The 18030-nt window shown below is 60.8% G+C and carries 14 protein-coding genes and 1 tRNA gene; 6 read left to right on the forward strand and 9 right to left on the reverse strand.

What is annotated here, in order from left to right; genetic code table 11:
- Positions 1-154: 154 nt before the first annotated feature.
- A complete protein-coding gene (gap, locus tag E3N85_RS05895) occupies positions 155-1174 on the reverse strand; it encodes a type I glyceraldehyde-3-phosphate dehydrogenase (RefSeq protein WP_134460605.1) in 1020 nt (339 codons plus the stop codon).
- 863 nt (positions 1175-2037) lie between these two features.
- Between gap and E3N85_RS05900 the strand changes: the two genes are divergently transcribed.
- The 3 genes from E3N85_RS05900 (at position 2038) to E3N85_RS05910 (ending at position 4780) form a co-directional block, all read left to right on the forward strand.
- Complete coding sequence (locus tag E3N85_RS05900) at positions 2038-3939, forward strand: transketolase (RefSeq protein ID WP_134460608.1); 1902 nt, start codon at positions 2038-2040, stop codon at positions 3937-3939.
- Positions 3940-3979: 40 nt separating this feature from the next.
- Complete coding sequence (locus tag E3N85_RS05905) at positions 3980-4384, forward strand: VOC family protein (RefSeq protein WP_134460610.1); 405 nt, start codon at positions 3980-3982, stop codon at positions 4382-4384.
- Between the two features lie 135 nt (positions 4385-4519).
- Complete coding sequence (locus E3N85_RS05910; RefSeq protein WP_134460612.1) at positions 4520-4780, forward strand: hypothetical protein; 261 nt, start codon at positions 4520-4522, stop codon at positions 4778-4780.
- Positions 4781-5561: 781 nt separating this feature from the next.
- Here E3N85_RS05910 and istB read toward each other — a convergent pair.
- From istB to E3N85_RS05930, 4 genes are all read right to left on the reverse strand, one after another.
- The gene (gene istB, locus E3N85_RS05915; RefSeq protein ID WP_134460614.1) at positions 5562-6326 is read right to left on the reverse strand and encodes an IS21-like element helper ATPase IstB; all 765 of its coding nucleotides are present in this window, start codon (positions 6324-6326) and stop codon (positions 5562-5564) included.
- Positions 6323-7564 carry a helix-turn-helix domain-containing protein gene (locus E3N85_RS05920; RefSeq protein ID WP_134460617.1) on the reverse strand — a complete coding sequence of 414 codons (1242 nt, stop codon included), beginning with the start codon at positions 7562-7564 and terminating at the stop codon, positions 6323-6325. The genes istB and E3N85_RS05920 overlap by 4 nt, the downstream gene beginning before the upstream one ends.
- A 673-nt stretch (positions 7565-8237) precedes the next feature.
- A complete protein-coding gene (locus E3N85_RS05925; protein ID WP_134460620.1) occupies positions 8238-10955 on the reverse strand; it encodes an HAD-IC family P-type ATPase in 2718 nt (905 codons plus the stop codon).
- A 90-nt stretch (positions 10956-11045) separates the two neighbouring features.
- Positions 11046-11927: a universal stress protein gene (locus E3N85_RS05930; RefSeq protein ID WP_166783871.1), complete on the reverse strand. Its 882-nt coding sequence runs from the start codon at positions 11925-11927 to the stop codon at positions 11046-11048.
- A 320-nt stretch (positions 11928-12247) separates the two neighbouring features.
- Between E3N85_RS05930 and E3N85_RS05935 the strand changes: the two genes are divergently transcribed.
- Positions 12248-13255, forward strand: a complete 1008-nt coding sequence (locus E3N85_RS05935) for a universal stress protein (protein ID WP_134460626.1) — start codon at positions 12248-12250, stop codon at positions 13253-13255.
- Positions 13256-13325: 70 nt separating this feature from the next.
- Positions 13326-13727: an AI-2E family transporter gene (locus tag E3N85_RS05940; RefSeq protein WP_166783872.1), complete on the forward strand. Its 402-nt coding sequence runs from the start codon at positions 13326-13328 to the stop codon at positions 13725-13727.
- Between the two features lie 126 nt (positions 13728-13853).
- Here E3N85_RS05940 and E3N85_RS16525 read toward each other — a convergent pair whose 3' ends face one another.
- Both E3N85_RS16525 and E3N85_RS16930 read right to left on the reverse strand, forming a co-directional pair.
- The gene (locus E3N85_RS16525) at positions 13854-14057 is read right to left on the reverse strand and encodes a hypothetical protein (protein WP_198412058.1); all 204 of its coding nucleotides are present in this window, start codon (positions 14055-14057) and stop codon (positions 13854-13856) included.
- Between the two features lie 281 nt (positions 14058-14338).
- A complete protein-coding gene (locus E3N85_RS16930; protein WP_255453861.1) occupies positions 14339-14470 on the reverse strand; it encodes a hypothetical protein in 132 nt (43 codons plus the stop codon).
- Positions 14471-15076: 606 nt separating this feature from the next.
- Between E3N85_RS16930 and E3N85_RS05955 the strand changes: the two genes are divergently transcribed.
- A complete protein-coding gene (locus E3N85_RS05955; RefSeq protein ID WP_134460635.1) occupies positions 15077-15925 on the forward strand; it encodes a site-specific integrase in 849 nt (282 codons plus the stop codon).
- Here the strand turns inward: E3N85_RS05955 and E3N85_RS05960 are convergent.
- Together E3N85_RS05960 and E3N85_RS05965 are read right to left on the reverse strand one after the other, a co-directional pair.
- Positions 15926-16001, reverse strand: a tRNA-Thr gene (locus tag E3N85_RS05960).
- 437 nt (positions 16002-16438) lie between these two features.
- On the reverse strand, positions 16439-17974 hold the full coding sequence (locus tag E3N85_RS05965; protein ID WP_134460638.1) for an alpha/beta hydrolase: 1536 nt from the start codon (positions 17972-17974) through the stop codon (positions 16439-16441).
- Between the last annotated feature and the right edge of the window lie 56 nt (positions 17975-18030).

An 18030-nucleotide genomic window follows, 5' to 3' on the forward strand; every position in this document is an offset into this window, starting at 1 on the left:
ACAGATAGTACACGCCGTTCGAACTCACTGGAGGTGAGCAGGCTACGTCGGATTGACCCGAGCCAAACTACTCTGCTCTAGAGTCCCAATATCGCTGATCAGTTTATCTATTCTGCCTGTGGAAGGTGACATCGAAACCTCACTGAATTTCTTATCACAGAGATGTTTTTCCACTGGGCGTTAACCCGAGGGTGGCCCTAGCTTCGCGGATCATTTGGTGGGTGAAGCCCCACTCGTTGTCGTACCAGGCCATGATCTTGACCAGGGTGCCGTCCACTACCTGCGTCAGATCGAGGTTCACCACGGACGCGCGTGAATCGCCGATGATGTCGGAGGAGACCATCGGGTCCGCCGAAACGCCGAGGATGCCCTGATACCTGGGCGTCTTCGCCTCCTCGATGAACACGGCGTTGACCTCCTCTACGCTGGTTGGGTGGGAGGTGACAATGACAATGTCGGCAATGGAACCAACCTCGATTGGAGCGCGGATCGCAACCCCGTCGAACAGCCCAGTCAACTCCGGCAATGCCCGGATTGTCGCCCGCGCAGCACCGGTCGGAGCGGGCACCAAGTTAGCCCCACCTGCCCGCCCACGCCGGAAATTACTGTTCGGCGAGTCGACTAGGCGCTGGGTGGCGGTGTAGGCGTGAATTGTGGTCATAATCGCACGCTCCAGCCCCAGACGCCTTGTCGCGATCTCGATGACCGGTGTGATGCAGTTCGTCGTGCAACTGGCACAAGAGATGATCTGCGGCTGCCCATCCGCCTGGTTCACCCCGTGCACAACCGTCGGGATGGAGTCGGACTTCGTCGGGGCAGACAAGATGACGAACGACGCGCCCGCCTGAATATGTTTGGTCAGATCCTCCGCCTGGGTGAAAGCACCAGTACATTCCAACACTAGGTCGACTGCGAGTTCCCGCCACGGCAGCGCCGCTGGGTCTCGTTCGGCAAGGACCACCACCCGGTGGCCGTCGATGACAAGCGCATCAGCCTCCACAACAATCTGACGGTGGTACCGGCCGTAGACCGTGTCGTATCGCAGCAGGTAGGCAAGATTCTCAATTGACGCCACATCGTTGACCGCAACAAGTTCCAAATCCTCCGACTCGAGCAGAATTTTCAATGCAGCCCGCCCGATTCGGCCCAACCCATTGATCGCCACTTTCGGCATCTGAGATCCTCTGATTTCCAGTCGTCGTTTTCCAGTCGTCGGTTTGCACGACAAGATAGGTACCCCTTCATGCTGCGCCCCTCCATCAGCTGCCGTCAACAAGCGAGAGCACATTACCGAAATCACGTGTCGGTACAGGCTGGGCTCGAGGTGACGATGTTGGAGAGGGAAGAACTTCCGCTACTCCGGGTCCTCGGCCGAGAACTCGCCGAAGTATTTGCAGGAGTACATCGTCACCACGGCGTGGACCTGCACCAGAGCGTGCTGGGGGCCGAAATTATCGAGGGTGACTCCCCGCGTGCCACCAGGGTGAGATTAGTTGACGGCAATCAGGTTGACGCCGACCCACTCCTGGTATGGTGCCGCGATCGGTGCGGTTCATGCCGGCGACGCGTATGCCGAGCGTGCTGCCCAGTCGGGCTACCTCCGCACCAATCGATCACAGCCGACGACACGCAATATTTTGTTGTCGAAGTCCGCAAGTCCCCAAGGACAGTCGCCGGGTATCTCAAACACAAGTCCCGCGTCGGCCAGCATCCGCTGCCAGTGGATCTCCCGACTCGGCCGTGCGTTGAAATTCTTCAATCTTACGATGGTCGCCCCTAAAACGTGTTGGCGGCAGCGGGTGCAGCTCGTAACGCACATCCAATCGCCCCTCGACACCGTCATCGGTGTCTACCAACGCTGCCTCAGCGAGCATTGCGATGGTTACGACAATCCGTTCATCCGACGTGTCGTTTTTTCACCTTAGACCGAGCCTCTACCAGATCCATGGTCAGCGGAGTACGTTTGGGCAGGGACGCGACCCAGCCTGTTTCGCCGCGGGAACAAATCCATTTCTCATCGCGAAGGAAGATGACGACATGACAATAAACCCCACTCCAACGTCGGATACCGCGAAACTGACCGGTGAACACCTGCATCTCGTACACCGGTTGGCGACCCAGCTGAGGGTGGATTCCATCCGTTGCAGTACGCAAGCCGGTTCTGGTCATCCGACCTCATCGCTGTCGGCGGCGGATCTGATGTCGGTTCTTCTGGTTGGGCACCTACGGTATGACTGGGCCAACGCCCAGCAGGCGACCAATGACCATCTGATCTTCTCTAAAGGTCACGCCTCGCCGTTGTTGTATTCGATGTACCGTGCTGTGGGCGTCGTCGATGAGGACGAGTTGGTGAATACCTACCGCCAGTTCGGTTCCCGACTCGAGGGGCATCCGATGCCTATCCTGCCCTGGGTGGATGTTGCGACTGGTTCTCTCGGCCAGGGCCTACCAGACGCGGTTGGCGTGTGCCTGGCCGCAAGATACCTGGACAAGCTTCCCTACCAGACGTGGGTGCTCTGCGGAGACAGCGAGCTGGCAGAAGGTTCCATGTGGGAGGCGATCGACAAGGCAAGCTATTACAAACTCGGCAACTTGACGGCCATCGTCGACATCAACAGGCTCGGCCAGGACGGGCCTACCGAGCTGCAATGGGACATGGACAAGTACGCCAAACGAGTCGAAGCGTTCGGCGCACACGCCCTCGTGCTTGACGGACATGATGTCGTCGCGATCGATGCGGCATTGACCGAAGCCCGGTCTCATCCGGACCAGCCGACAGTGATATTGGCCCGCACCATCAAAGGCAAAGGTGTGCCCGAGATTGAAAACAAAAACGGCTGGCACGGCAAGGTCCTCCCGCCGGAAATAGCGGACCGTGCTATCGCCGCCCTCGGTGGCGTGACCGGGCTGACTATCACCACCGCTGTTCCCGATGCCGGGACATCTGCGATCGTCCCCGACCCTGGCGCCACAGTCACCCTCCCTGCGTGGGAGATCGGCCAGAAAGTCGCCACCCGGGCGGCTTTCGGTGCCGCGATTTCCGCGCTAGCAGTACGACCGGAGGTAGTTGTCCTTGACGGAGAGGTCGGCAACTCCACGCATGCCGGCGAGTTTCGAGAGGTCTGTCCGGAACGATTCTTTGAAATGTTCACTTCTGAACAACAACTCATCGCTTCCGCGGTGGGTTTGTCGGTGCGCGGATACATCCCCTTCGCGTCAAGCTTCGCCGCTTTCTTGATCGCCCGACCCTACGACTTCATCCGGATGGCCGGTGTGTCGGAGGCGAACATTCGCCTGGTCGGCACTCACGCCGGCGTTGAAATCGGCCAGGATGGGCCCTCCCAGATGGCTCTGGAAGACATCGCGGCGATGCGCGCTATACACACCTCAATTGTCGTATATCCAAGCGACGCACCCTCGACCGCAGCGCTGGTGAAGATAATGGCCGACCTGGACGGCATCAGTTACCTACGCGCGACCCGGGGCGCCTATCCGGTCATCTACGGACCAGAGGAGCAGTTTCCCCTCGGCGGGTGTAAGGTCCATCGGGCCGGGGCCGACGACACCGTGGCACTCATCGGGGCGGGCGTCACCCTGCACGAATGCTTAGCCGCCGCCGAGGAGCTCGCTCAGTCCGGCATCGCCGCACGGGTGATCGACCTGTACTCGATCAAACCGCTCGACCGGGGCACCCTGGTCGACACCTGCCGCATCACGAAGGGACGGTTGGTTGTGGTGGAGGACCATTATCCGCAGGGTGGTATCGGGGGTGCGGTGATGGAAGCTCTGGCTGAGGCGGAGGTGCCGCAACTGCGCGTCAAACTCCTCGGCGTCACCGGACTACCGACGTCGGGTGAGCCGGCCGAACTCCTCGACGCGGCGGGGATCTCAGCCCGACATATCGTCGCCGCTGCCCGAGAACTAATCGAGATTCGATAATGCGCACCGCAGCCACGGTCAACTTCCGGAGGCGAGCAGAGTGAGGCTGGCGTCAGCGGTAATGTTCGTGCGTGAACTCGACCGATCAGTGCTGTTCTACAAGGAACTACTCGGCTTCGACGTCACAGTTCGAAATAACAGCGCTGCGCTGCTGGTCGGCGGCGACGGCGGCGAGCTGTATCTGCGTGAGATAGGAGCGTGCGCCGAGCATCCTCTTGGTCCCGTCGGGATCCAGTACCTGATTTGGACAGCGGAGGACGAAGAAGAACTTCGACGATGTGAACGGGTACTCCGCGCGCAGTCACCACACGTGACAAGCCAAACCATCGATAGATTCAGGATGGTCGAGGGCCGTGGCCCCGACGACGTGCCGATAGTGGTCACCTATCCGGGACCCGAGCAGGTACCGCGGCACGAGATAATCCCACGCATCTACGGGTGGTAACCACACATCCGGCGTAAAAGTCGATTACGACCCGGTCGGTCGGGCACGTCGCGGTTCACGCCCGGCAGGTTGAGTCGGTCGGTTGACGTACTCAAGCTCAATGCTCTTGACGTATCTGATGAAGAGAAGGTAATAATGACCGGCAAAAGAGGCACTCAAGACGAACCGATTCAAGACGAACCGATTCAAGACCAACACTCCCAACTGGATGACGCCAAAGTGGCAGGGATCCTGGTGCAGGAGGAATCTGACCTGGCGGGTCATGACGAAGCGCACGTTTTAAGCGCTCTACGTCAGCGCTTTACTGACATCGGAATGCTCATCAGCGAGGACACTCTTCAAGATCATGCGCACCGCATCGCCACCCTCAAACCGAATGACTTCTCAAAAAAATAAGCAAATATCCAAAGTTGGCGATCAAAAGCACAAAGACATAAGCTACTGCCCGGCAAGCGAAGCCGAGACAGAAGCCAAGCAGACGCAATCCGTTCCATCAACGATCGATACGGACGCCGCGGACCACGTCAAGGTTGCCGCAGGAACCGGATGATCCCGGAGATGTCGATGCAAATGTAGGCGAGGCGGACATCAACCTGCCTCCATCTGGTGACACCGAGCTACCAGACTGATCCCGCTCCCCCGGTGTGTTGTCAATAAGGCCGCATCAACGAACAGTCGCTGGCTCCCAAACCACTGACCTGGGGCCGAAGGCCACGGCCCTAGCTCGCGCGGTCGCACCACGCAGAGTGGGACCCCCGCGAGGGTATGCCGCCTTCGGCGCCTACGGAGCCGGAGCAGAGCCGTCGATGGCCCGACTGAGCAGTGCAGATGAAAGACTTGTGGCGTACGCTTCCAAAAAAATGACCAAGAATGAGCCCTACCGGGGGTCGATTCTTAGAGACATCTAGGGCAAGGGGTCGAGCATTGTGCCGAGGAGCAATCCCATTGACGCTCCCGGACGAAAGGTCCATTTCGTGTCAGGTCTCAAACGATCAGCAGCGGGTGCGTAACTCCCGCACGGTGGACGGACAAACATTTCATGCCGTCCGCTGACGAGGAAAGTGTTCATAGCGCGGGCGCTGACTCGAGCCGAAAATAGATCTGCTCGAATGTGTCAACGCCGACTGAAAACAGGGCCACTTCTGCCAACTGAAAACAGGGCCACTCTTGTGTGGTTCTAGTGTGCCGTAGTCTCGGCGGGTTGGTGTTGCTTGAGCCGGTAACTGTTGCCTTTGAGGCTGATTACGTCGGCGTGGTGAACGATGCGGTCGATCATCGCGGAGGCGATCGTGAGGTCGCCGAACAAATCGCCCCAGCGGGCGAAGGGCAGGTTGCTCGTCATGATGAGCGCGGCGTGTTCGTAGCGGGAAGACACGAGTTGGAAGAACAAGTTCGCGGCATCCTGGTCGAACGGGATGTAGCCGACCTCGTCAACGATTAGCAGGCTGTAACGGCGCAGCCGGATGAGTTCGGCGGCGAGTTTTCCCCTCGAGTGGGCCTCTTGGAGTCGAGTCACCCAGCCCGTCGCGGTGTCGAAGATGACCCGGTGGCCCGCTTTGGCGGCCTTGATCCCGATGCCGGCGGCGAGGTGTGTTTTCCCGCTCCCGGGGGCCCCGAGGAGGACGACATTCTTCGCTTCGGTGAGGAACACGCTCGTGCCCAGGTGCGCGATCAGGTTCCGATCGGCGGAGGGCTGATGATCGAAGTTAAAGTCCTCGAGGGTCTTGTGACCTGGGAACCGGGCGGCCTTGATCCGCAGCGCGGCCCCGGATGCCTCGCGTTCGGAGACCTCCTTGGAGAGCACTGCGGCGAGGTATTCCTCATGGGACCAACCCGCGTCGCGGGCCTGGTCGCCCAGGCGCCGGAACGCTTCACTGATCCGCGGTGCCCGCAATGCGCGGGCGTAGTACTCGATCTGCGAGGCCGCTTCCGAGCCGGTCATGACGCGACCGCCAACACGGTCGGCGCGGCGTCGATGTCAACGCTGAAGAGCTCGTCGTAGCGGACCAGTGAGGCCATTTCGACGACGCCCGTGACCGTGGGCCGGCGCGCGCGTTGGGCTTGGAACTGGGCGCGCAGCTCGGCCGCGCGGAGGACATGTGCCGGGTCGGTGACGGTCAGTTGCCGGGCCCATTTCCGGCGATGCTCGGCGATGAGTACCCCGTCGTGATGGACGGTCACGCGCTCCAGGCTCGCGGCCACGTCAACGACCCGGCCGATCATGGCTGGGTCGACAGAGTAGTCGTTGCTGAACGCGCGAACGTAGCAATCCCTTGGGAGCCGTACGCTGTTGCGGAACATCACCTCCGGCGCCATCGGCGGAAGTCCGCACATCGCCGCCCGGTCGATGCTGACCAGGTCTCCCGGCCGCCCTCGTCGCGACCGGGAGAGACGGTTGTTCGCGAGGGGCAGCCAGCCGGCCAGCTGCTGATTGAAGTCGTCGGGAGATGTGAAGGCGCGCCCCGACATGAAGCGGCTCCGGAAGAAGCGATTCATCCGCTCGACCATGCCCTTGGACTCAGGATCGCGGGCCTTGAGCAGCTTGATCTGCGTGCCGAGAGTACCGGCGAACGCGGCGGCCGGCTCGGTGAGCTTCCCACGCCCGATGCCGGTCTCGTTATCCCACGTCAGCCGGGCGGGAACGGCCTCGGCCTCCTGCAGCAACGACCACATCCCGCCGAGCAGATCCGGCGTCGTCCGCGAGGGCAACATGCGGGCCTGGATGAACCCGGAGAACGTTGACGTCATCACCAAAACCGGCGGTGCAGCAGCCCGGTCATGGCCCAACGGAAGGTCTTCGTGCGGGAACCAGAGATCACATTGGACCTGGAACCCGGGCGGGTGCACCAGCCGATCCGCGGGATCCGGCACCGCATACTCCGGCCGCAGCTGGGCGATCTTGGCCCGGAAGAGCGACGGAGACCCCGACCAGCCCACCCGCTCGGCCGCGGTCGCTGCCGGCATCGTTGGCGTCACCGCGAGCAACACCCGCACCTGGCCGGCAAACGCGTCGAAACTCGACCCCGTCGGCTCCCGCTGATACGTCGGCGACCGATCCACTGCCAACGCCCGATCCACCGTGCCCCGGGACACCCCAACCAGCCGGGCTATCTCCCGTTTCGAATGCTTCCCCGCCGAATGCAGGTGGCGAATCTCTGCCCAATCATCCAATTTGATCACCTTCCATGATGGTTGGTGGCTCTATTTTCAGTTGGCGTTTCTGGCCCTGTTTTCAGTTGACGTTAACACCGGGATTGGAGCAGAGCCGTCGATGGCTCGAACGAGCAGTGCAGACAAGTGACTTGTAGCGCTCTTTGGCGGCATACTGTGATCACTAAGTGACGCATCGAGCTAAGGCCGCGAGACTCAAGAACGACCCAGCGTCTCGTATCCCAGGGGATGTTCCTGTTATCTTTTTCACGACGCGGGGATTGCCCAGCCGGCATCCAGCCCATCCCCGTACCGTTGGCAACGGAGTCCCCCACTCCAAACGAATTAGCCCCGACAGATTCCTCACCTCCCCCAGGTGCAGTGAAGCCGGGGCTTTTTCGCGGCTATCACTGAACTCGTCGAAAACTCTTATCCACCCGGGAACGCGCGCACGTGGCCCTCTAACCTGCAATCAGACCAGCCAATGCCAGGCTCAATCCCCGGGCGCAATCCGTTTGACCTGCTTTTGAGGTGGCGTTATCAGTGGCGTCGAATAGTCTGTGAGCGAGAGCCCACCGCTAACGCAGTGAGCCCTCGCCATTCCGGACGCCGGCCAAGCCGCCACACATGAGGTCGCGGCGATACTTTGACACCGCTCCCAGCATTCGCCCTGGTCACCGACCCTGCCGGTCCGTGGACACGGTCACTTCTGTCGCCGGGCCTGCACCCGTTCGATCGCCTTGCCCAGTTCGACGAACAGGAATATCGCAGCAGACAAGCCGAGGGTGTACCCCCACTCGCGCATACCGATTGGCGCGGAGCGGAACCAGAGGTTCATGAAGGGGGTATATACGAACACGAGTTGCAGTATGAGAAGCGCGCCAGTGGAGATCCAGATCGCCGGGTTACCGCGTAACACGGCAAACTTCAGGCTTGACGCTTGCAAAAAACGCGAGTTGAAAAGAAAAGCGACCTGGCTAATAGTCAGCATGGTCACCGCGGTGGTTTGCGCTTGCGCAAGAGCGGACCCAACAGCAAGCTCCAGGAAGAAAACTGCGATGGTGGCACCACTGATTAGCAAAGCCACCCAGAGGATGCGGCCAAGGTAGGCCTGGCCAATGAGGGATCCGCCCGGCTTGCGGGGCTGGCGCAGCATTATGCCGGGCTCGGCGGGTTCATAAGCGAGGGCGAGCGAAAGGGTGACGGCAGTGATCAAGTTTACCCAGAGGATTTGCGCTGGCTGAAGGGGCAAGGTAAATCCGAAGAGCACGGCGACGAGGATGACCAATGATTGTGCGGCAGTGGTCGGCAACAAAAAGACGATCGACTTCTGCAGGTTGTCACGGATGCGGCGCCCTTCTTCAATGGCCCGCTCGATGGTAGCGAAGTTGTCGTCGGCGAGAACGATGTCAGCGGCCTCTTTAGTCGCCTCCGTTCCCTTGATCCCCATTGCGACCCCAACGTCGGAACGGGTGAGCGCGGGGGCATCGTTGACGCCGTCGCCCGTCATCGCGACGACCTCCTTGTGGGCTTGCAAAGCCTTGACGATGCGTAGCTTGTGTCCGGGACTGGTGCGCGCAAACACGTCGACCTCTCGCACGACCCGAATGAGTTGGTCTTGGCTCATCGCTTGCAGTTCGGCGCCGGTAATCACATGCGCGTTCGCGTCGTGTGTGATGCCCATTTCACGGCTGATTGCGCGCGCGGTGCCCGCATGGTCGCCGGTGATCATCTTTACCCGAATACCGGCGGCATGCATGGTATCAATCGCTTTGATCGCCTCCGGCCGGGGCGGATCGACAATGCCCACCAAACCAAGAAACAGCATTCCGTTGCCAATATCTTCGATGTTCAGGTCGACCATCCCGTCGGCTGCGACGGCGCGTGCGGCGGCAAGCACCCGCAGGCCTTGCGCGCTGAGATCATCGACACACGTATCCCAGAAGGCCGCATCGATCGGTTCAGGGCTTCCGTCGGCGCCGAGCTGCAGACTACTTCGCTTGAGTACTTCTCCCGGGGCTCCCTTGATTAGAATCTGCGCCTTCCCGTCGGGGTCCTTATCGAGCGTGGCCATGAATTTGTTGTCGGACTCAAACGGTATGACCGCCATCCGTTTCCAGCTGGCGGCATCAAAGTTGGTCTTGAGGGCGAGAGTTCGCAGGGCACCCTCGGTCGGTTCACCGACAACGCGCCAGTGGCCGTCCTCTTCGGTAACACGGGCATCGTTGCAGAGAGCCATGACCGTGACGAGTGCGGTCAAGTCGGGGCGGGTATCGAGTGAGGCGGGTTCGTTATCAAGGCTGACCGTGCCAACGGGCTCGTAACCAATGCCGGTGACGCAGTAGTGAGCTGCTCGGGTGACGGCGCTTCGCACCGTCATCTCGTTGCGGGTGAGCGTGCCGGTCTTGTCGGAGCAGACGGTGGTGACCGAGCCGAGCGTCTCAACCGCGGTGAGTTTGCGCACGATGGCTCGACGTTTGGCCATCTGCTGTACCCCGAGGGCCAAGGTGATGGTGACAAGAGCCGGCAGGCCCTCGGGAATAGCCGCGACCGCGAACCCGATAGCTGCCGACAGCAGATCATTAGCATTTTGATCGTGCAGAAGACGCCCGATCACGAGCATGATCGCAGCTACGCCCAAAATAAGCAGTGTTATCTTCTTACCGAACGAGTCCAACTGTCGGGTGAGCGGCGTAGCGAGGTTCTGCACCCCGGTGAGCATGGACTGGATACGGCCGATCTCCGTGTCAACACCGGTGCCGGTGACGACGCCGACGCCGCGACCGGTGGTAACGATTGTGCCCGAGTAGAGCATGCTGTGCCGGTCACCAATTCCCGAATCAGCAAGAACCGGGCTGGTCTTCTTTGCAGTAGGAACCGACTCGCCCGTGAGCGCCGACTCCTCCACACGCAGTGTGGTTGCCTCGATCAATCGAACATCGGCCGGCACCTTGTCCCCGGATTTAACCCGAACAATATCGCCAGGCACGAGCGCTTCCGCATCGACGTCAACCCACACACCATCGCGGCGAACATACGCGTGCAAGGACAGCATCCGGCGGATACCGTCCAGCGCCTTCTCAGCCCGGCCCTCCTGCAAGAAACCAATCACCGCATTGATCACCGCCACGGCAAAAATGACCGCGGCATCAATCCAATCACCAAAGATCGACTTCAGCACGGCAGCGGCCAGCAACACGTAAATGAGCACGTCGTTGAAGTGAGCCAGAAACCGCACCACCGGGTTCTTCGGCAGCGGGGCAGCCAGCAGGTTCGGACCATAGACGGCCAACCGTTGCTCTGCAGCGCTAACGCTCAAGCCCTGCGGATTCGATTCAAGATCCGCCAGCACCTCCTCTACCGGGCGCGCGTAGGGATCGTGCGCACGTAAGAGCGCCTCCGTCTGGGAAGTAACGCTCATGAAAGCACCGTCTCGTCGGGGCCTCACGTCGAAACCCGCGTGGTTGATTGAGGAACTCGATATGTCAACCCGGCCGCTCCACCAGAGTCCTTATTTATCCTGCGCGGCGTTGGGTATGAGCAGAGGCCTGTCGGCTGGGTGCGGCACGACCACGACCGGGCACGGCATACTGATCAGCAAGTCATGAGCGACCGAGCCGAGAAACAGCCCAGCCATCACCCCGCGTCCGTGGGTGCCCACCACGACCATTTCAGCGTGCTCCGCCGCGTCGGTGAGGACCAACGCCGCAGATCCGTGTTCGAGGGTGTCTCGCACCACCACGGTCACATGCTCGGCGCGGACCCGTTCGACCACTCCTGCCAGAACCTCGGCGTGTGCCATCCGTATCTCGTCATAAGGACTAGCACCAGCACTCAACCATCCGAGAGCGAGCAGGGTGGGGATGCGCCACGCATGCACGACCGACAGTTCACGGCCGAGCCGCTCGGCTTCCCGAGCGGCGAAGTCCACCGCAAACTGAGAGGTTTCGTCGTCATCCACGCCGACGACGACGGAACCATTACAAGGCGTCCAGTCTGTGGGCACGATAACGAGAGGGCAGCTCACCCCCGCTGCAATCTGGTGGCGCAATGTTCCATAGAGGGAGCCCGCGGCCTCACGAGTACCGATAACCAGCAGATCGGCATCCGCGGCGGAAATCAACAACTCCTGGAGCGGCGCGCCTCGTCGTACCGACGTCATCACCTGCACCGTGGGCGCGTCGCCTCTCACCCGACTCGCAGCATCCATCAACAACTGCTCGTAAGCCGGAAGGACCCAGTCCTTCGTGATCGTCGTCGGCAACCTTGCCAGATCAATGACAGTGGTGAGTTCTAGGGATATGCGAATCGTGCGGGCGCGCCCGATCACCCAGTCGAGCGCAGCACGGCTTCCCGTGCCGCCGTTCAGCGCGAGAATAATTCTCTCGGCCATACCGTTTCCTCTCCTCGATCTCATGGAGCATTAGTGCCTGGGCTATCACCCCACGGTCTCACTAAAAAGGAGTTACCGAAAGAGTCGAAAAATTCGCGTAACCCGATCTGCGGCATGGCAAATCAATCCGATAACGGCGCCGTCGCTGCGTGAACATGCGGTGTCGAGGTCTGTCGCCGACGGGCTGACAAGCAGCCTGCCTGAACAGGCCTCCAGTGTAACGGACACGACTCGCCAGAACTGAGATCGGGTCCGACGGGTGACCCTGAAATAGTGCAACAAACGTTGCCCCTTTACTTCGAATATGCAAGGCTGTGAGTATGCGCAATGTGATTCTGGTTGGCGTTGATGGCTCGTCGAACAGCGATAGAGCTCTGGAATGGGCAACTGTCGAGGCTAACATTCGCAATTGGCCACTGCGATTGGTGAGCACGTTTTCCCCAGCGTTTGTCGCGGATCCCATTGTCGGAGCGAGCTATGCACTGGCCGCAAGACAAGAAGCCCAAACCGTCCTTGACCATGCGACGAAACGCGCAGAAGCTCAAAGCGTTCGCACCGAAACGCATGTTGAATGCGGCGATGCCACTAAGGTTCTTATCGAACATTCCGAAACCACCAAACTGGCCGTAGTCGGCAAGCGCGGCAGAGGAGGCTTTGTCGGACGACTGTTAGGTAGCGTCTCATCGGGCCTGGCAGCCCACTCACACTGTCCCACTGTCGTGGTTCCGCAGGCGCACGACAGCGCTACCACCGAGTTGGAAGACGGTCAAGGCACTCGTGGTACTCCCCGCAGCGAAAGTGGCGAACAGAGCACGACGCACCCAACCTTCTTCGATGCAGTTAGTGCAGGAGACCCGCCGCGGCAGCAGGAAAACGCGATTAATGGTCTTTCCTTTAACGGTCAAATCGTGATCGCGGTTGACTCCGGTACGCAGGGGCCCGCCTTATGGGAAGCCGCAGAGATGGCGCGCATCCACGGCAAACCGCTTGCACTGGTGTCCGTGATAGGTATAACCGTCAGTGACCTGGGTTGGTCGCCATCCGTGGAAGATTTGGATCCGGACTACGAAAAGGAACTAGCAAAGTTGACCCACGTCGTCACTGCGGTAACAACACGGTACCCCGACGTGAAACTCAGTCGGCATCTCTTCGTGGGAAAGCCAGCAGAAGTTCTTGTTCAAACGACGCAAACCGCCGACTTGGTGGTGCTCGGGACCCGGGGCCTCGGCGGCTTCCCCGGACTACTCTTAGGCTCCGTTAGCCAAGCCGTGCTGCACCACGGACGATCGCCAATGATGGTAGCCCCCGGAGCGAACACGGTGAGTTAGCACCGAGCCTGTTTAGGGTTGGAGGATGAGAGCAGAAGACCAGAGCGGTCGGCCATCCATTCGCACACTGATGACTGACAATCTCGGTCGTCTGGGCATCCGCAGCGATCAAAACCTTGTCGTGATCGCACTCGTATCGGTGATTGCGTTAGCGCTCGTGCAGGTGAAAATCGTGATTATTCCGGGGCTCATAGCCCGCACACTGGGGGCAGCGCTCCGCCCGGTCATCATCTGGCTGCGAAGACACAATGTCGCGGTGATGCTTGCCACTTGGATCACCCTGCTTGGGGGTGCCGTCGTTTTCGGCGGCATCATCACGCTCATCGTTCTTGCCGTGCGCAACCAGTGGAATAAACTGGCGGTGGCCGCATCCCAAGTCTTGGATGAACTGCAGGCTCTGTTGGTCGAAGGGCCGATTCCGATTGATCAGGAGAGATCGACGCTGTACGCGATGTCGCCGTCGACTTTCTGACGAGCAGTCAATTCGGAATTGATGCGATCGCCGGCGTCTCTGCCATAACGGAGGTGATTGAGGGCCACGGGGTGACCATGCCGCCATTGACGTTTAACGCGTCGCCGACGACAAAGATGCGCTCTGCTACGCGAGCCCTCTGGAGAAGTTGTTGATCGCCCGAGTGGGGCTGGCACAGTCGAGGTGGTCAGGAACAGGCACGTGCGCCTTGACGGACGCGGTATTTGTCGCCGTAATGCGTACGAGAACATCAGTGGGACGTTCGATCTTGGCATCTGGAACTTCTTCAACGTTGACCTCATTGGGGCCCTGATAAAGGACTGCCTTCATTTTTTCACTCCCTAAATTTGTGACCGTGAAAGACGGATGGTCCGTCGTCACTTCCGGAGGTGTACGAAATTGATGCCCGGGCAACCTTGAGCTGCCCGCGGATTGCGCATAATTTAGGTCCACCGTTCCATGAACACCGCCTCACCGCCGCAATTATCGCGACGCCCACGCCGGACCTCACCGACCAGTATCCGTCTCCTACGAAGCGACCGGCAGTGCGTTGGCCGGACCAAGAGAACCCGACTCGGCCAAAAGTTCTCTACACACAAGAGCAGAAGACGTCACAGAATATCGACCTGCTGCTTAATGCGAAGCGCCAGAAATGCGTTCTCCAGAGACGGACAATCCTCGGCATCAAGGACTACCGCACCCGCGCCAAAATTCTGACAAACGTGCCCGATCGACAAGGCCATGCGGTTCGCTTTCACAGAACATGTGCTCGCGATGACCGACGGTGGCGCTACTCACCATAACAAGGTCGAAGCCTCGACGACGGGGAACACCATGAGCGGCAACGCACGGCAGGTACCCTACCGTTGCGAAATGAATCGCTCGGGTGGAGCACATCCCTCCATACGCTGTCCTGCGCAAATCTGTGCGGCGGCAGTCCCGGCGTACCATCGGGCCGCCACCGCCCGTCTCTTCGGCAAGTCGCCGCTCAATCCGGATACGCGCAGCTGGTACCGGGGTGTCCGGTGAGAGGTGAGAGGTGAGAGGTGAGAGGTGAGAGGTGAGAGGTGAGAGGTGAGAGGTGAGAGGTGAGCAGCAAATCCGGTCTGCTCTACGACGGCTGGACGGTGCTACACGCCAGGCTGCGAGCTGCACTAACACTGCTCCACGCACCAAATCGACGAACTCAGTCCGATTACCAGCACAAAACAACTTGACCATGAAACGCTTCATTCATTGAAGCGTTGCTACGACCATATGGCTTCGCCGACCCTCCCGAAATCGGCGCGTATGCGTGGATTCTCAAGAAGCACATTCTTCCCCGATGGGGCAGGGTCGCCCTCATCGATGTGACCCACACCGCAGTGCAGGCTTGGGTCACCGAGCTCAGCGATTCTCTCGCCCCCTCGAGCGTGTGCAAGATTCACGTCGTACTGTCCGGCGTAATGAAATACGCCGTCCGGGATCGTCGCATCCCACGCAATCCGTGTGACGGCGTACGCCTTCCTCGCGTCGCTGAGAGTGACCGGGGCTATCTGACACCCGAACAAGTCGATGAGCTGGCCGCGCTCTGCGCGCCCACCTCGACAGTGATCTACCTGCTGGCCTATACGGGCCTCCGTTGGGGCGAGATGGCCGCCTTGAAAGTCAAGCGCCTCGACTTGGGACGCCGCCGCCTGGACGTAGCTGAAGCCGTTACAGAGCCAACGGGCGCCATCCTCTGGGGCACGCCGAAGAATCACGAGCGACGATCAGTACCGTTTCCGGCGTTCTTGACCGATATGCTCCGGGCCCAGTGCGCAGGCAAGTCTCGCGAAGACCTGCTGTTCACCTCCCCGGATGGCGACGTACTCCGAAGCGGAAACTTCCGACGTCGTACCTTCACGGCGGCCGTCACCGAGCTCAGGAGTCGTCATCCAAACCTGCCCGCGATCACCCCGCACTCGCTGCGGCACACCGCGGCGTCGTTGGCGATTTCGTCAGGCGCGAGCGTTCTGTCGGTGCAGCGGATGCTCGGACACGCCTCAGCAGCGATGACTTTGGACGTCTACAGCGACCTCTTCGAAGAGGATCTAGACGCCGTTGCAGACGCCCTCAATAACCGCGCACTTAAAACGAATGTGGGCAAATTGTGGGCAAATCCGGACAAAAATACCGCGGAGCCTGTTTTAGAAACACTATCTAACCATGATCTTTAGTGGAGCCGCCTGTCAGAATCGAACTGACGACCTTCTCATTACGAGTGAGATGCTCTACCAACTGAGCTAAGGCGGCGTTACCAGAGCGCCCCATGAGGCACTCGGTGACACAGCAGCCAAGCCTAGTCGTTTCTCCGAGTGATTCTGTACACCTCGGCGAATGAGGCATTGACACACGCCGCCAGGGGGCTCACACCTTCACCTTCAGCCCACGCCGCCAGGCCTGCCAGGCGCGGCCACGGCCAGGAGCCTGAACAGGAGTGCGCGCTGGTTCACCTCGGCCGGGTCGTCGACGAGAGTGGGCGCATCGGCTAAAAGCGTCGCGCGGTGATCTGCTGCAGCTGATCTTCGAAGTCGCGCAGAGTGGCGATGCGCAGGCCGAACGGATAGGCGTTTTCCTGCATGACCCCGTGGCGAGGCTTGAACTCACGCCGTCCGGGCACTTCGGTTTCGATCGAAATGCTCCAAATATTTCACTGCGCCTTGTCACACCTCACAGACCTGCCCCTTCGACTAGCACTGTGGGTCGGCAGCCGGCACTACTCCGTCAACAAGATAGGAATCGACGGCGTCGTTCACACACGAATTCGACTTGTTGTACGCCGTGTGCCCTTCGCCGGCGTAGGTCACGAGGGTGCCGCTGGTGAGTTGCGCGGCCAGCTGCTGCGCCCAGACGTACGGGGTGGCCGGGTCGTTGGTGGTGCCGACAACGAGAATCGGTGCCGCTCCGTCCGCGTGGATCTCCGTGCGCTCTCCGGTGAATTTGTACGGCCAGTTGGCACAGCCGATGTCGCCGAAGCTCATGAACAGGCCGATCACGGGCGCAGCAGCCTCGAGCTCGGCGGCCTCGGCCCGCATCGAGGCCGGGTCGGCGTTGTAGGCGTAGTCGATGCAGTTGATGGCCACGAACGACTCGGTCGAGTTATCGGTGTAGTTCCCGTCGGCGTCGCGGCCGTTGTAGGCATCCGCGAATTGGAAAGCATCGTCGGCGCTGCCCTTCAGTACGGTGTCAAACATGATGCTCAGTTGCGGCCACGCGGTGGCCTGGTAGAGCGGGTAGATGATCGCGGTGAGCAGCGCGTTTCCGCCGAGCTGGCGGCCATCCGTGGCCGTGATGGGGCTCGCGTCGACGGATCTCAACAGCGCGCCAATGGTCGTCATCGCGCCGTCGACGCTGCCGCGGAACGGACAGTCCTTCCCAGCAAGACAGTCCGTGAGATAAGCGCGCAGGGCATTTTCGAAGCCCACCGCCTGGGTCTTGGTCACCTCGAAGTTACTGGTCGACGGGTCGACGGCGCCGTCGAGCACGAGACGGCCGACCTTTTCAGGAAAGAGCTCGGCGTAGGTGGCACCGAGGTAGGTGCCGTAGGAGAAACCCAGGTAGTTCAAGTGGGTGTCGCCAAGCACAGCGCGCAGCAGGTCGAGGTCACGGGCCGCGCTCTTGGTATCGACCGTGCCGAGCAGCGGCCCGGTCTGCTCGGCACAGGCCGCCGCGAAGGCATCGGAGGAGGCCGAGAGCTCGGCGATCCAGGCGTCCGTGCCACGGTCGGCCGTGGTCAGTCCGTAGACGTACTCGTCCATCTGGGACGAGTCATAGCAGGCGACTGCCGAGGAACGCCCGACGCCCCGGGGGTCGAAACCGACGACGTCGAAGCTCGCCTGCAGGGTGTCGTCGGTGGCGTAGTCGAGGGAATCCTTGATGAAGTCGTACCCGGAACCACCCGGTCCGCCGGGGTTGACGAGCAGCGAGCCGATCCGGTCGCCACCGGTGGCGAAGTGGCGAATCAGGGCCAGCGACACGTTGCCGGCAGCCGGGTCGGTGTAGTCGAGCGGCGCGGTGGCCTTTGTGCATTGCAGGCCGTCCCCGCAGTCCTCCCACTGCAGCACCTGACTGTAGAACGGGTCGAGGCCAGCAGACACCTGTTCGCCGGTGGGGGTGGACTCGGTGGGGCCAGCGTCCGTCGCGAACCAGGTCGCGCATCCGCTGAGAGCGAGCGTGAGGGCCACAGCGGCGGCAGTGAGGCTAGTGGCGCGAATGCTTCGATTCAACGGGTTCCTCTTTCATGGCGCGAAGCGGATGCTGCGCTTCAGGCTACCGACAGCGG

The organism is Cryobacterium sp. Hz9 (assembly GCF_004402825.1).
Taxonomy (GTDB): Bacteria; Actinomycetota; Actinomycetes; order Actinomycetales; family Microbacteriaceae; genus Cryobacterium; species Cryobacterium gelidum.